The sequence below is a fragment of the Pseudomonas paraveronii genome, assembly GCF_963681955.1.
Lineage (GTDB): Bacteria > Pseudomonadota > Gammaproteobacteria > Pseudomonadales > Pseudomonadaceae > Aquipseudomonas > Aquipseudomonas paraveronii.
Map to the genome: position 1 here is coordinate 4,950,917 of NZ_OY817130.1, position 15,741 is coordinate 4,966,657.

Annotated in this window: 9 protein-coding genes; 1 reads left to right on the top strand and 8 read right to left on the bottom strand. The window is 61.9% G+C overall.

Annotated elements, in window-relative coordinates; all coding sequences use genetic code 11:
* Window positions 1-62: 62 nt before the first annotated feature.
* The gene (locus U5A08_RS22830; protein WP_253398274.1) at window positions 63-1,283 is read right to left on the bottom strand and encodes an aspartate aminotransferase family protein; all 1,221 of its coding nucleotides are present in this window, start codon (window positions 1,281-1,283) and stop codon (window positions 63-65) included.
* 309 nt (window positions 1,284-1,592) lie between these two features.
* Between U5A08_RS22830 and U5A08_RS22835 the strand changes: the two genes are divergently transcribed.
* Window positions 1,593-7,514, top strand: a complete 5,922-nt coding sequence (locus U5A08_RS22835) for a dermonecrotic toxin domain-containing protein (RefSeq protein WP_321848724.1) — start codon at window positions 1,593-1,595, stop codon at window positions 7,512-7,514.
* A 15-nt stretch (window positions 7,515-7,529) separates the two neighbouring features.
* Here the strand turns inward: U5A08_RS22835 and argR are convergent, their stop codons facing one another.
* The 7 genes from argR to acs form a co-directional block, all read right to left on the bottom strand.
* Window positions 7,530-8,510: a transcriptional regulator ArgR gene (gene argR / locus U5A08_RS22840; RefSeq protein ID WP_321848726.1), complete on the bottom strand. Its 981-nt coding sequence runs from the start codon at window positions 8,508-8,510 to the stop codon at window positions 7,530-7,532.
* A 221-nt stretch (window positions 8,511-8,731) separates the two neighbouring features.
* The gene (locus U5A08_RS22845; RefSeq protein WP_247402131.1) at window positions 8,732-9,496 is read right to left on the bottom strand and encodes an ABC transporter ATP-binding protein; all 765 of its coding nucleotides are present in this window, start codon (window positions 9,494-9,496) and stop codon (window positions 8,732-8,734) included.
* 27 nt (window positions 9,497-9,523) lie between these two features.
* A complete protein-coding gene (locus tag U5A08_RS22850) occupies window positions 9,524-10,636 on the bottom strand; it encodes a succinylglutamate desuccinylase/aspartoacylase family protein (RefSeq protein ID WP_321848728.1) in 1,113 nt (370 codons plus the stop codon).
* A 1-nt stretch (window position 10,637) separates the two neighbouring features.
* Window positions 10,638-11,336 carry an ABC transporter permease gene (locus U5A08_RS22855; RefSeq protein ID WP_321848729.1) on the bottom strand — a complete coding sequence of 233 codons (699 nt, stop codon included), beginning with the start codon at window positions 11,334-11,336 and terminating at the stop codon, window positions 10,638-10,640.
* Window positions 11,333-12,022, bottom strand: coding sequence for an ABC transporter permease (locus U5A08_RS22860; protein WP_010566615.1), 690 nt, complete (start codon window positions 12,020-12,022; stop codon window positions 11,333-11,335). Before U5A08_RS22860 ends, U5A08_RS22855 begins: the two co-directional genes overlap by 4 nt.
* 91 nt (window positions 12,023-12,113) lie before the next feature.
* Window positions 12,114-12,899, bottom strand: a complete 786-nt coding sequence (locus U5A08_RS22865; RefSeq protein WP_247402124.1) for an ABC transporter substrate-binding protein — start codon at window positions 12,897-12,899, stop codon at window positions 12,114-12,116.
* Window positions 12,900-13,467: 568 nt separating this feature from the next.
* Window positions 13,468-15,423, bottom strand: coding sequence for an acetate--CoA ligase (gene acs / locus U5A08_RS22870; RefSeq protein ID WP_253398282.1), 1,956 nt, complete (start codon window positions 15,421-15,423; stop codon window positions 13,468-13,470).
* Between the last annotated feature and the right edge of the window lie 318 nt (window positions 15,424-15,741).

Here is a 15,741-nt window from a genome sequence, read left to right on the forward strand (position 1 = left end):
CAGACTGCTATCGGGGGCAAGCCCCCTCCCACATTTGACCCAGTCCGGCAGATAAATGTGTATCAGGCTTGGGTCAGTGTTTTAACAGCACGCTCAAAACGGTCCAGACCTTCATTGATGTCCGCATCCTCCACCACCAGGCTCGGCGCGAAACGCACCACGTCGGGGCCGGCTTGCAGGATCATCAGGTTTTCTTTCTCGGCCGCGTTGAACACGTCCTTGGCCTTGCCTTTCCAGGCGTCGCTCAACACGCAACCGAGCAGCAGGCCCAGGCCACGCACTTCGCTGAAGATCCCGTATTGTTTGCCGATCTGTTCCAGGCGGGCCTTGAACAGGTCGTGCTTGGCGTTGACGCCGGCCAGCACTTCAGGCGTGTTGATCACGTCGAACACCGCCCCCGCCACCGCGCACGCCAGCGGGTTGCCGCCGTAGGTGGTGCCGTGGGTGCCGACCACCAGGTGCTTGGCCAGCGCCTCCGTGGTGAGCATGGCGGCAATCGGGAAACCGCCGCCCAGGCTCTTGGCGCTGGTGAGGATGTCCGGCACCACACCGTAGTGCTGGTAGGCGAACAGGTGGCCGCTGCGGCCCATGCCGGTCTGCACTTCGTCGAACACCAGCAGCGCGTCGTGGGCGTCGCACAGTTCGCGGGCGCCTTGCAGGTAGGCCAACTCGGCCGGCAGTACGCCGCCCTCGCCCTGGATCGGTTCCAGCACCACGGCGCAGGTCTTGTCCGACACGGCGGCTTTCAGCGCGGCCAGGTCGTTGAACGGCACGTGGGTGATGCCGGTGATCTTAGGCCCGAAACCGTCGGAGTACTTCGACTGGCCACCGACGTTGACGGTGAACAGGGTGCGGCCGTGGAAGCTGTTCAGTGCCGCGATGATCTCGTATTTCTCGCTGCCGAAGCGGTCGAACGCCACGCGACGGGCCAGCTTGAACGCGGCCTCGTTGGCTTCGGCGCCGGAGTTGCAGAAGAACACACGCTCGGCAAAGGTGGCGTCGATCAGCTTGTGGGCCAGGCGCAGGGCCGGCTCATTGGTGAAGACGTTGGAAACGTGCCACAGCTTGTTGGCCTGTTCGGTCAAGGCACCGACCAGTACCGGGTGGGCATGGCCCAACACGTTGACCGCGATGCCGCCGGCAAAGTCGATCAGCTCGCGACCCGCCTGGTCCCACACGCGCGAACCTGCGCCGCGCACGGGGATGAATGCGGCAGGTGCGTAGTTGGGCACCATGACCTGGTCGAAATCGGCACGTTGCACCGGGGCTTGCTCAACGGACATCGGAGTCTCCTGAAGAGGAACGCCTGCCTGGAACTGGCGGGCGATGCAGGGATTGTAAGGACAGTTTTCAGTGCGGCCTTGCCGCCAAGCGACAACTTCTTATAGCGCTAACCCGCGATTTTGGCGGGTTTACGCCAATGCGACAAATAGCATCGCAATGGCGCAGTTTAAACGCTCGCGGGTCACAGCGGCAGGTGGTCAAGCAGGATAGCCATAACTTGGTTGACGGCCTGCTATCTATCTACCCCCCGTCGGCCGCCCGATGTTGTTTTGCTGATACGCCTGTTCATCATGCAAAGGCGTTTCCCTGTGACTCAACCCACCCCGCCCATCCAACTCGCAGACCTGTCGACCTACCGCGACCTGCACATGGATATCCTCGAGCAAGCCGTACCCGCCTGGCTGCCCACCACCTCCGCCGCCAAGCGCGCCGCACTGAGCAACGTGCAGCCAGCCATCCCGGCCTGGTACAAAAGCGCCTCCGCCCAGGACCACGACACCCTGAAAAACCAGGTCAATAGCGCCTGGCTCGCACAAAACCAGGTCGACCAGGCGATGGCCAACCTGAAATCGCCGCAAGACTTCGGCGCGCCGCTGCTGCAACAGCGGCTCAAGCAACGGTTCGGTATCGAGTTGGATGTCAGGACCACCTATCTGCGGCTCTATATTGCGCAGACCATCCCGTGGTTTCCCGTGCGCACTGGGGCCGCAAGGACGTGGACCGTCTCACTGCTCGAGGCGGCCCTGCACAACTTCGAAGCCAACGAACACTATGAAGCGCACTCCGGCTTCATCACCCCACCCACGAGCAGCGGGCAATTCGAGCCCCTGCGGGCCGTCGACGCGCAGATCAGCATCGCGCAGTTCACCGCGCTGTGCCGCGAACTGGACATCGGCGGCCAATACCAGCGCTACCTTGAGCAGTACTTCGACTTCAACAACCCGGTGGCCGCCGCGCGCCTGCAAGGCAAGCTCAAGCACAGCCAGGCGGCGGACTTGAGCGTCGCGCTACACATGGCGCGAATGAAAAAGGACCTGCGCGACGATCAGTCCTTCACGCTGCTGCAACGCCTGCTCAACACCGACGACAGCCGCAGCACCTGCTACCCGCTGCTGTGTTATGACCTGACGATCATGTCGAGCACCCTCACCGGCATCGTGCTGTTCGCCGAGAACATCGGCAGCCGCCACCCGGTCGGCGTCATCGCCTACATCCCGGACGACCCCTACGCCCCGCTCAAACAGTACCCCACGCTCGTCGCCTTCATGACCGCCCTCGGGAACAACCTGCGCAGCGCCGAGTACCAGCAGTTCTTCAGCCGCTTCGTCAATCACGCAGAGCGCGGCCCGTTCTTCGCCGACCTCAATCGCAGGCTGTCCAACGTCCGCTGGCACCCGCATACACGCGGCGATCCCTTGCCGTCCTGGCGCGAAACACCGATCGACCAGCCGCACCTGGCGTTCCAAGCGACCGCCATCAGCGGCGACCTGTTCAGCCACCTGTTCCAGCGCAAACTCAGCAAGGTATTCAACGATGCCCGCAGCCTCGCCGTGTCCACCGCCAGCGCCGATCAGAAAGCGCGCTGGGAACGCTGGGACATCGTGCGCAAGATCGCCTCGACGCTGCTGCAGATTGCCGCGTTCGTGGCCGCGCCCTTCGTGCCCCCGGTCGGCCTGTTGATGCTCGGCTACAGTGCCTACCAGATGCTCGATGATGCCTTCGAGTGGATCGTCGACTGGGCCGTGGGCGACGTGAGCGAAGCCTTCAAGCACCTATTGTCATTCGTGGAGCAAGGCTTGCAATTGGGCCTGTTCATCGCCGGAGCGCCCCTGGCCAGCGGCGCGCTGCGCGCATTGCTGCCCGCCGAAACACTGCGTTTTTTCGAAAGGCTCAAGCCGGTGACGCTGCCCGATGGCAAGGCGCGCCTGTGGAAGCCCGACCTGACGCCCTACGCCCACGACCTGCAACTGGCGCCGCATGCCTACCCAAACGCGGAGGGCCTGCACGCCCACAATGGCACGCAGATCCTCAAGCTCGCGGACCAACCGTTCGTGGTCCAGACCGATCCCGTCACGCAACAGCCCTACCTGCAGCATCCCACGCGCACCAACGCCTACCGCCCGCCCCTGAGGAGCAACGGCAAGGGCGCCTGGCTGACCGAACTGGACAACCCGCTGAGCTGGGACAGCCTCACCCTGATGAAACGCCAAGGCCCTCACACCCAAGGCCTCAGTAACGATCAGTTGACGACAGCGCAGCGCATCAGCGCCACCGACGACGGCGCGCTACGCAGCCTGTACCTCAACCGCCACACACCGCCGCCGCTGCTGACCGATACGCTGCAACGGTTCAAGATCGACCAGGCCCTGCAAGACTTCGTCGAGCAAATGAACAGCGACGACCCGGCGATCTACGCACGGGCCGATGGGCAGACCCAACTGCACCTGCTCGCCAACCTGGGCCTGTGGCCAAAAACCAAGACGTTGCGCTTTTTGGATGCTCAGGGCCGAACCCTGTGGGAGCTGCCCGGCGAACCCAATGCCAGCGTGGTGCAACTGCACGACGCCCAACTCAGCAACGGCGACTTGCTGAAAACCCTGCTGGAAAGCCTCGACGAGGCGCAACGCAAGACCTTGCTCGGGGAAGCCTTCGGCGACCCGCTCACCTCCCTGCACAATCAGGCGCTCAAACTCAGGAAAAAGCTGGCGGGCCTGGCCCAGGCACATCGGCGCGAACTGTTCGATGCGCGCTATCAAAGGCTCGACAGCCCCACCAACCCTCGGCAGCGGGTCCTGCGCGAGCACACGCCCGGCCTACCGCTCAGCGCCGCCGATGCCGTGCTGGAACACGCCAACAGCCTGGAACTGCAGGAAGTCGACCAAGGCAAAGTCCCGCCGCGCCTGCACCAGCTGGCTCAAACCCTGCGCGACGAAGCACAGATCACCCAGGCCTACGAAGGGCTGTACCTGAACTCGACGGACACGCTGGGCACCCATCGACTGGCCTTGCATTCCCTGGAGCGCCTGCCGGGGTGGGCCAGGAAAAAGCTACGCATTGAAATCAGAGACGCTAGCGATAACCTGATCGATGCCGTTGGCAAACCGAAGGCGCGCATCAAACGCGTGCTGGTGCGCTCCGCCGAAGGCCGTTACACGCCGCAAGACCGCCAGGGCCCGCTGTCGGCGGAAACCGACCTGTACAGCGCCATCCTGCAGGCGCTGCCCGACACCGAGCGCGATGCCCTGGGCCTGCGCATCGGCCAAGGTCCCGCCCTGCGCCAAGCGCTGCGCAGCCATGCGTTGGAACGCCAAGCCTCGCGCCCGCTGATCAGCGCCCACGCGATCCGCCCGCCCACCGACACACGCACGCACCTGCGCCTGCTCGGCCTGGACAACTATGCAGCGGCACCCGCAGCGCCAGCGGCCGAACCGGATTTGCATGGGTTGGCCCGCGAGCTGTTTCCGGCGCACACCGACGAACAGATCGGTGAACTGCTGCAAGACCTCGGCAGCCGTCCGGGCGGGGCCTTGCCGATCCTCACCGCGCTGCGCCAGGAGTACCTGCAGCTCGGCCAGGACCTGGCCGCCTGGGAGGCCGCCACGCCAGGGCGCTACCCGCACAGCGAGGTGAATATGAGCCGCCAGGAGTATGTCGATGTGCGGCAAAATCGCCACCTATTCTCGCGTGAACTCCTACGCTGCTGGCGCCGCGAAACCGAGGCAGACCGCCACTTCGACCCACCCGCCCGCAATGGTCAGAAACTCCGGCTGCCCTTCCCGCTCCATGGTGAGTTGCCGGCACTGCGCGCCAACTTCGAACACATCTCCTTCCTGGAACTGCTTGGCGACCAGCGCGCATTGAATGTCGACGCGTTCCTGGGCAACTTTCCCCGGCTGCGTTACCTGAGCATCAGCTATGCCCAACTCGGCCATCTGCCGCCGGCCGTGAGCACCCTGCCTCATCTCAACGCCTTGATTCTCAGCGACTGCGGCATCCGCCTGACGCCCGAGGACCTGAATGCCCTGACGACCATGAACCGGCTGCACACCCTGGACCTGTTCAACAACCCGCTGGGGTTCACGCCCAGTGTTGCCAACATGCCACAGCTGCAATACCTGGACCTCTCCCATACCGGCATTTCGGCGTTGCCGGACGGCCTGCTCAGCCGCGCGGCGCTGGAGCTGGCGGTGCTGTCCAACAACCGCATCACCGAGCTGCCTGCGGCGCTGTTCGAGCTGCCTGCAGACACCGGCAACCCTCTCGACCTGTCCAGCAACCCTTTGTCGCGAGCGAGCCTGGAGCAGGTCAAAGCCTACTACCAGCGCACGGGTCGCTATTGGGAAGTCGACGCGTCAGACGTCGATACCCAGCGCGTCATAGCGCTGTTCCCGGACTTCAGCGAGAACGAAGTCAACCGCTTCATCTTCGGCCTGCCGGGCAACCTGGAAATGGGCCAGATCGAATTGGCCCGCCTGGAAGCGGACTACGCACAACTGTCCGCCGGACTCGACAGCTGGACGCGCCAGGCCGCGGCGCCCGAAGAGCAAGCGCGGCGCCAAGCATTCAGCCACTCGCTGCAGGCCTGCTGGCGCCGGGAAAGCCCGTTGGATGAGCGCCACCCCCAGGTCATTCCCACGTACACCCTGGAAAACCCGTTACCGTTCACGGGAGAATTCCCCGCGCTCAACAGCGTCTTCAGTCATGTTTCTTCATTGCGTCTGCTCGGCGCAGGGGAACCGTTCCCGTTGCAGTCGTCACTGTTTTTCCGCGGGTTCCCGACACTGAGCCAACTGTCCATCGAACAGTATGGGCTGGGCGATATCCCCGCTGCGGTATTCGACCTGCCGCAACTGTTGACCCTGCGCCTGCCCCACTGCCGAGTCACGCTGTCAGCCGAGAGCGCCGCGTCCCTGGCGATGCTGGACCACCTGGAGCAATTGGACCTGAGCCACAACCCACTGGGGCGGCTGCCGGACTTCGCTTCACTGCCCAGGCTGACCAACATCAACCTGCAAGCCACCAGCCTGACAACCATCCCCGACCGCCTGTTGACCGCCGTCGAGCGCCAGCACGTCAACCTGAGCAACAACCTGATCAGCGAGATTCCCGCCAGTGCGTTCCGTTTACCCAACACCGTCACCGGCGCCTTCGACCTCTCGCGCAACCCGCTTTCGAGGGCGGCGCTGATGCAGATAAAACACTACAGCCAGCACATCGGCGGGCATTTCCAGGCCGACGCGCCGGCCGCCCTGCGAGATCGGATCAAAGCGCTGTACCCCACGTTCACCGACGGCGAAGCCAACCGCTTTTTCTTCGAATTGCCCGGCGACCTGGACGCGGCCGAGCCGGCCCTCAAAGGCCTGGAGGACGAATACACAACACTGTGCGAAGACCTGCGACTGTGGATGCTGGACGTGCCGACCCGCCACCCGATCCTCGATGCGCCGCTGGACGAACAAACGCGCGCGCAGGATCAGCTCAACCGCCTGGCGTTCAAAACCTTCCTGGAAGACTCCTGGCGCCGCGAAAGCGAACTGGACGACGACCACGACAGCCTCGAACCCACCCATAAGCTGGCGTATGAAACCAACATCCTGGGCAACCTGCCGGAACTGCGCGCGCGGTTTGACCACGTGTCGTCCCTGGAAATCGAGGGTGAAGGCAGCATCACCGGGGTCGACGGGTTCCTGCGGTGCTTCCCGAAACTGCGTAGCCTGACGCTTTCCAAATTCAGCCTGGGCACGCTGCCGACCTCACTGTTCAGGCTGTCCGAGTTGACCACCCTGAGCCTGACCGAGGCTGCCGTGCGCTTGACGCCGCAGAGTGTCAGTGCGTTGGCCGAGATGAAGAGCCTGGTGTATCTGGATTTGAGCGAAAACCCGCTGGACCTGCCACCGGACGTCAGTCGCCTGAGCGACCTGGAATCGCTGTACCTGCCCGACACCAACCTGCGCGAAATACCTCACGGCGTGTTTGCCTTGCCTGAACTGCGCACCCTGGACATGAGCGACAACCTGATCGAGGAACTGCCCGCCGACTTTCTGGAAATGGCCGCGCCCCTCGATGACATATCGGACTTCAGCGGCAACCCCTGGTCGGCGCCAAGCCTCAACTACCTGCGCCAGCACTACCTGCAAACCGGCAATGACCTGGCGGTCGATGAGGCGCGTCTGGATTCAACCGGCACTGCGCTGGTCAGGCCCGACTCGACCGAGCCGATGGAGGAATAACGCGCCCGCCGCCAATCAGCCGCGCTCGGACGGCACCGACGACAGCTCGAACGGGCTGCTGCTGCGCCGCTGGTTGCGGTCTTCGCGAGGGGTGGCGCCAAAGAAATTGCGGTAGGCGCTGGAGAAATGCGGCCCCGAGGAGAAGCCGCAGGACAGGCCGATCTGGATGATCGATTTGCTGGTTTGCATCAGCATCTGGCGGGCCTTGTTCAGGCGCAGTTCCAGGTAATACTGGCTGGGAACGCGATTGAGGTACTGCTTGAAGATGCGCTCCAGTTGTCGTCGCGACACGCAGACGTGCTGGGCGATTTCGTCAGTGGTCAGCGGCTCTTCGATGTTGGCTTCCATCAACAGAACGGCCTGGGTCAGCTTCGGATGGCTGGACCCCAGGCGGTTTTGCAGGGGGATGCGCTGGCGCTCGCCGCCTTCGCGGATGCGCTCCACCACCAGTTCTTCGGACACCGCACCGGCCAGCTCGGCGCCGTGATCACGGGCCAGCACCGCCAGCAACAGGTCGAGTACCGACATGCCGCCACACGCGGTCAGGCGATCGCGGTCCCAGTCGAACAAATGGCTGGTGGCGATGACCTTGGGGAAACGCTCGGCAAAATCGTCCTGCCAGCGCCAATGGACGGCGGCGCGGTAGCCGTCGAGCAAACCGAGCTGGGCCAGCGGGTAGACACCGGCCGACAAACCGCCGACCACGCAACCGGCGCGCACCAGTTGCTTGAGCGCGGCGCTGAGCGGGGAAGCGATCACGGTGGGCGGTTCGTCGGCCACCAGGAACAGCTTCTGGAAACCTTCCAGCTTGCCGGCCCATGGCCCGCCCGGCAGTTGCCAGGCGCCTTCGGCCTGCGGCTCGGCCTGCAGAAACGACAGTTCGTAGACCACCTCCGGATGCACCCGCTGAGCAACGCGCAAGGCCTCCTCAGCCAGCGCAAGCGTCAGGGCTTTTGTGCTGGGCCAAATCAGGAAACCAATTCGATGGGCAGTCATGGAGGGCTATCCGAAGCAAAAACAGTGAAAGAAGCCGTGGGCCAATGCTAGCCCGTAAATGAACACAAATCTCAAAAACGATGAACATCCAATGTGGGAGGGGCGGTGCGACGATTCGACTTGCTCCCGATTGCGCTGTATCAGAATCAGATGTGCTGACTGACACTCAGCTATCGGGGGCAAGCCCCCTCCCACATAAAAGCAGCGCTCACAAGGAGTGGCTACTTCAAGCTACCGGAGAGGAACTGCTGAAGGCGCTCGGACTGGGGATTGACCAGTACTTCGCGCGGGTTGCCGCGCTCTTCGACGATGCCTTTGTGCAGGAACACCAGTTGGTTGGACACTTCACGGGCAAAGCCCATTTCGTGGGTCACCACCACCATGGTGCGGCCTTCCTGCGCCAGGTCCTGCATGACCTTGAGCACTTCGCCGACCAACTCCGGGTCCAGCGCCGAGGTGGGTTCGTCGAACAGCATCACCTCCGGTTCCATCGCCAGCGCGCGGGCAATCGCCACGCGCTGTTGCTCGCCACCGGACATATGGCCCGGGAACGCGTCCTTACGATGGCCCACGCCGACTTTGGCCAGGTAGTGCTCGGCCTTTTCCCGTGCGTCTTTTTTCGACATGCCGAGTACATGCACCGGGGCTTCCATCACGTTTTCCAGTGCGGTCATGTGCGACCACAGGTTGAAATGCTGGAACACCATGGACAGGCGCGAACGCATGCGTTGCAGCTGTTTCGGGTCGGCGGCCCGCAGGGCGCCGTCCTTGTTGGCCACCAGTTTGAGCTCTTCGTTATTGAGCAGGATCTTGCCGGCGTGGGGTTGCTCCAGCAGGTTGATGCAGCGCAAAAAGGTACTTTTGCCCGAACCACTGGAACCGATGATGCTGATCACATCACCGGCCGAGGCGGCCAGGGACACGCCTTTGAGCACTTCATGACTGCCATAGCGTTTATGCAGGTCTTGGACTTCAAGTTTGTACATGCGGTCGGTTCTCACAAAAACAGGTGGTCAGTCGTTGAGCAAGCGCCCGTGACGCAGCGCTTCGCGCCCCGCCACCTTGGCCAGCCAGAAACCCGCTTGGGCATAACGTAGCCGTTCAACGGCAAACAACACCCCCGAAGTGCCGGCGCAGATGATGCTCACGCGGTCTTCCAGAGGGTCAATCACTTCAAAAATCGGTTCGCCGGCGTCCACCCAGTCACCGGCTTTACGCAGGTAACTGATCACACCGGCATGGGGCGCAAACAGCAATTCGGTGCCTTCGAAGGGCACCCCTTCGCAGGGTTCGTAACGTGGCGCCGGCCACTCACCGTGAATCAGGCCCTGTTCGGCGAGGAACGCGAGGATGCCTTCGGCGTGGAAGATCGCTTCATCGCGGCCGGTATCGGCTTGGCCGCCCAGTTCCAGGGTGGTCGCCAGGCATGCCAGCGGAATCTGCGCCTCGGGGAACGCCCGCGACACACGCAGCCAGGGCAGCGAGCAGGCTTCATCGAATGAGCTGCCGCCGGAGTCTTCCGCCAGCAGGCCGACTTTCACATTCAAATGCGCCGACAGCGAACGCCACTGCGGCCAATGCTGGGGCAGCGCGTACATGTGCAGCGCGGCTTCGGCGTCACAGTGCAGGTCGAGGACGATGTCTGCGCTGCAGGCGTGGCTCAGCAGCACGCGCTGCATGCCTTGCAACTGGCTGGCCGGCGCGGGCAACGCGTCGAGCGTATCGCGCATCGCCTGGCGGATCACGCGCACGTTGGCGTGGGGATCATCGCCGAGCTTGCCGTGCAGTTGCGCGATCACCGGCTCGCTCAACTCGACGAAATCGCGGTTGAAATTCTTGCCGCTGCCAACCTCGAAACGCCCCTGGTGGCTGCCTTGCAGCAGTTGGCCGAGGCCCATCGGGTTGGCCACCGGCACCAGCTCGATCACGCCGTTGAGCGCGCCTTGCTGTTCCAGTTCAGTCAGGCGCTTTTTCAGCTCCCACGCGGCACGCATCCCCGGCAGCTCATCGGCGTGCAGGCTGGCCTGGATGTAGGCCTTGCGCTCGCCGCTGCCGAAACGGAACACGCTCAGTTGGCGCTCGCAACCCAGGTGACCCCAGGGCAACAGGTGATCGATACGTTCCATATCAGTGCTTCCGTGGAGCCAGGTAGCTCAGCCAGCGGCGCTCGGCCAACTTGAACAGGCGCACCAGGATAAAGGTCAGGCACAGGTAGAACGCGCCGGCGGTGATATAGGCTTCGAACGGCAAATAGTACTGGGCGTTCACCGTGCGCGCGGCGCCGGTGATGTCGATCAGGGTGACGATGGATGCAAGGCTCGTGGTCTGCAGCATCATGATCACTTCGTTGCTGTACTGCGGCAGCGCACGGCGCAAGGCCGACGGCAGCAGGATGCGGCGGTACAGCTTGTAGCGCGACATGCCCATGGCCTTGGCCGCTTCGATCTCGCCATGGGGGGTGGCCTTGAGGCTCCCGGCAATGATCTCGGCGGTGTAGGCGCTGGTGTTGATCGCAAAGGCCAGGCACGCGCAGAACGTGGCGCTGGACAACAGCGGCCACAGGAAGCTCTCGCGCACCGCCTGGAACTGGGCCAGGCCGTAGTAGATCAGGAACAGCTGCACCAGCATCGGCGTGCCGCGGATCACATAGGTGTAGAGCCAGGCCGCGCCGTTGACGACCGGCTGCTTGGACACACGCATCAAGCCCAGCGGCAAGGCGGCGAGCAAGCCGAAAAACAGCGACATGGCCAGCAATTTCAGGGTGGTCAGCAAGCCGCCAAGGTACAGCGGCATGGCCTCCCAGATGACGTTGTAGTCGAAGATCATAGATCAGCCGCCCTTACGCCTACCGAGTAGCGCTTCTCAAGATGACGCAAGGCCAGCAACGACACGCTGGTAATCACCAGGTACATCGCCGCCACTGCGAGGAAGAAGGTAAAAGGCTCGCGGGTGGCATCCGCCGCCTGCTTGGCCTTGAACATCATGTCTTGCAGGCCCACCACCGAAATCAGCGCGGTGGCCTTGGTCAGTACCAGCCAGTTGTTGGTGAAACCGGGGATCGCCAGCCGAATCATCTGCGGCACCATCACCCGGAAAAACACCTGAAAAGGGCTCATGCCATACGCCAGGCCGGCTTCAGCCTGGCCCTTGGGGATGGCCATGAAGGCGCCACGGAAAGTTTCCGAGAGGTAGGCACCAAAGATGAAACCCAGGGTGCCGATACCGGCGGCCAAGGGGTTCAAGTCGATATAGTCGTCATAGCCAAGCATCGGCGCGACGCGGTTGAGCAGGTCCTGACCACCGTAGAAAATCAGCAGGATCAGCACCAGGTCGGGAATCCCACGGATCACCGTGGAGTACAAGTCACCCAGCCAGGCCAACCAGCGCACCGGCGACAGGCGTAACGCGACCCCGATCAGACCCAGAACAATGGCCAAGGCCATGGACGACAAGGCGAGCTGAAGCGTCAACCATGCGCCATCGAGGATGACGGCCCCGTAGCCTTTCAACATGATTCAGGTCCTCGAAAAGGGGGATGAAAAAATGGCGCAAACCTCAGGAATTCTGTTGCTTGCGCCATTCTGGACAGACCGCTGCGACGATTTACTTGGCGTCTGGGCCGTAAATATCGAAGTTGAAGTACTTGTCCTGGATTGCCTTGTACTTGCCGTTGGCACGGATCGCAGTGATCGCAGCGTTGATGCGGTCCAGATTTTCCTTGTCGCCTTTACGTACCGCGATACCGATGCCATCGCCGAAGTATTTGCTATCGGTAAAGGCTGGGCCGGTGAACGCGTAGCCTTTACCGGCGGGCGTATCGAGGAAACCTTCCTGCAACAGGGTGGCGTCAGCCACGGTGCCGTCGAGGCGACCGGCTTCCACGTCCAGGTAGATTTCGTTCTGCGAGCTGTAAGGAACCACCGTGGCACCTTTAGGCGCCAGTACTTCCTTGGCAAAACGGTCGTGGATCGAACCGCGCTGCACGCCGATCTTCTTGCCTTTCAACTCATCCAGGCTGTCGCTGACGGTCGTGCCTTCCTTCAACACCAGGCGCGCCGGGGTCAGGTAGTAGCGGTTGGTGAAGTCCACAGACTTCTTGCGGTCGTCAGTGATGGACATGGACGACAGGATCGCGTCGATCTTGCGCACTTTCAGCGCGGGGATCAGGCCGTCGAACTCTTGCTCGACCCAGGTACACTTGACCTTCATCTCTTCGCACAGAGCGTTGCCGATGTCGTAGTCAAAACCGACGATACTGCCATCCGGCGCCTTCGAGGCAAACGGAGGGTAAGCCGCTTCGATACCAATTTTCAGAGGCTTGCCTTCAGCGAAAGCCTGCATGGACAGCACGGACAGCGCCAGGGCGCCCAACAGCACGAGTTTCTTCATCTTGGGACTCCATCGGTATAGGGCAAAACAGCAGTATGAGCCATGGCCCACGATGCGACTGAGTGAAACCGAATAGCGGTGCTGCGTCCTACGCCGATTCAACAGCGGCGACGACGAGCGAGTGATGGGCATTCTAACGACAGGCCGGAAGCCGATATTTCCTCAATGCGACAACAATTTACAGAAGCACTGAGAAAGCAGTTCCAGCACATTGACAGCCCCTGTTTTTTATGCAGAGACAAAAGATATTAAACCTGTTGATACTGCAAATAGCGGGCCTATTATTCGCAAACCCTTCTAGCACGGCAAGTCTGGCGTTTAATCTAATATCCCGGGGCGTCTAAAACACGGCTTTTCGGGGCAAGCCCGTAGCACTTTGCCTCATGTTAGGGCGAAGGGTTACACATTTGCGCCTATCGGTAACATTCAGAAACGTCCTCTGCGATAAACCGATATTTATTGGACTGCAGGTTGTGTAGACCCATGTGGGATCTTCAGTGGTTTTGAGAGACCACAAAAAAGCCCCACCCGGCTCACGCCGAATGGGGCTCTGTCCCACCAACCCGCCTTATGCGGCGTTCATGGTCTTGTGCGTTTCAATCAAATGCGCCACCACACTCGGGTCGGCCAGGGTGGAGATATCGCCCAAGCCATCGTACTCAGCCGTGGCAATCTTGCGCAGAATCCGCCGCATGATTTTCCCCGACCGCGTCTTCGGCAAGCCCGGTGCCCACTGGATCACATCCGGCGAGGCAATCGGTCCGATTTCCTTACGCACCCAGTTCTTCAGCTCCAGGCGCAGCGCTTCGGTCGGCTCTTCGCCGTTTTTCAGGGTGACATAGACATAGATGCCCTGGCCCTTGATGTCGTGCGGCACACCCACCACCGCCGCTTCCGCGACTTTAGGGTGGGCGACCATGGCACTTTCGATCTCGGCGGTGCCCATACGGTGGCCGGACACGTTCAACACGTCATCCACACGACCAGTGATCCACCAGTAGCCATCTTCATCGCGACGGGCGCCGTCACCGGTGAAGTACATGCCACGGAACGTCTTGAAGTAGGTATCGACGAAACGGTCATGGTCGCCGTACAGGGTACGAGCCTGGCCTGGCCACGAATCGAGAATCACCAGGTTGCCTTCGGCAGCGCCTTCGATGATGTTGCCCAGGTTGTCCACCAACGCTGGCACCACGCCGAAGAACGGCCGTGCCGCCGAACCCGGCTTGAGCGCATGAGCACCCGGCAGCGGGCTCATCAGGGTGGCACCGGTCTCGGTCTGCCACCAGGTATCGACGATCGGGCAACGGGATTGGCCGACGTTCTTGTAGTACCAGTCCCACGCTTCCGGGTTGATCGGCTCACCCACCGAACCCAGTAGGCGCAAGCTGCTGCCATCAACCCCTTCGCAGGCGGCGGTGCCGGAAGCCATCATCGCGCGGATCGCCGTCGGCGCGGTGTAGAGAACATTGACCTTGTGCTTGTCGACGATCTTGCCCACCCGAGTGATGTCCGGGTAGTTAGGCACGCCTTCGAACATCAGCGTGGTCGCGCCATTGGCCAGTGGCCCGTAGACGATATAGGTGTGGCCGGTGATCCAGCCGACGTCAGCGGTACACCAGAAGATTTCGCCCGGACGGTAGTCGAATACGCGCTCATGGGTCAGGGCCGCGTACAGCAAGTAGCCGCCAGTGGTGTGCTGCACGCCTTTAGGCTTGCCGGTGGAGCCGGAGGTATAAAGGATGAACAGCGCTTCTTCGGCGCCCATCTCTTTCGGCGCGCACACGGTGCCCGCCACTTTCATCAGGTCTTCGTACCAGATGTCGCGATGCTGGTTCCACTTGATGCTGCCACTGGTGCGCTTGCACACGATGACTTTCTGGACGCTGTTGGTTTCCGGGTTGGTCAGAGCGTCGTCGACGTTGGCCTTCAACGGAATCTTCTTACCGGCGCGCACACCTTCGTCGGCGGTGATCACCACTTTCGACTTACAGTCGATGATGCGACCGGCCAAGGCCTCCGGCGAGAAACCGCCAAACACCACCGAGTGGATCGCACCGATGCGGGCACAGGCCAGCATGGCGACCGCAGCTTCGGGGATCATCGGCATATAAATAGTCACCACGTCGCCGCGGTGTATGTCCTGGCCACGCAGGGCGTTGGCGAGTTTGCAGACTTGTTCGTGCAACTCGCGATAGGTGATGGTGCGGCTTTCGGCAGGGTCATCGCCCTCCCAGATGATCGCCGCCTGGTCGCCGCGCTCGGCGAGGTGACGGTCCAGGCAGTTGTAGGAAACGTTCAGGGTGCCATCGGCAAACCACTTGATGTCGACATGGTGATCGTCGAAAGATGTCTGCTTTACCGTGGTGAAAGGTTTGATCCAGTCCAGACGCTTGGCTTGCTCACGCCAGAAACCATCGGGATTGACCACCGACTGCTGGTACATGGCCTTGTAGGTCGCCTCGTCAGTCAGCGTATTGGCTACTGTTTCGGGGCGAACGGGGTACAGGGAAGCCGCACTCATCTTTCTTACCTCGGTGATATAGTTGTTTTTGTATGACCCCAGTTGTAGCCGGGGTGAGCCTATAGAACCATTCGACGATGGTAGTAACAAGACCCTACAAATTGCCCTGATATCCCTTTTACCCCTCTGGCCCGCAGCCTGCAACGCCTGGCGGGCACGTAAAAAACCTTCAGCGAGGGATTGTTACAAAAACCACCAATAGTGTTTATCAAAAGCACGGGTATATGAATATAACCCGCAGGCCTAAAATCGATTTCGCCAACAAGGCAACCTGATTAACACCGTAACAGCCCCCACGAAGGCACGTTAATCCGAACT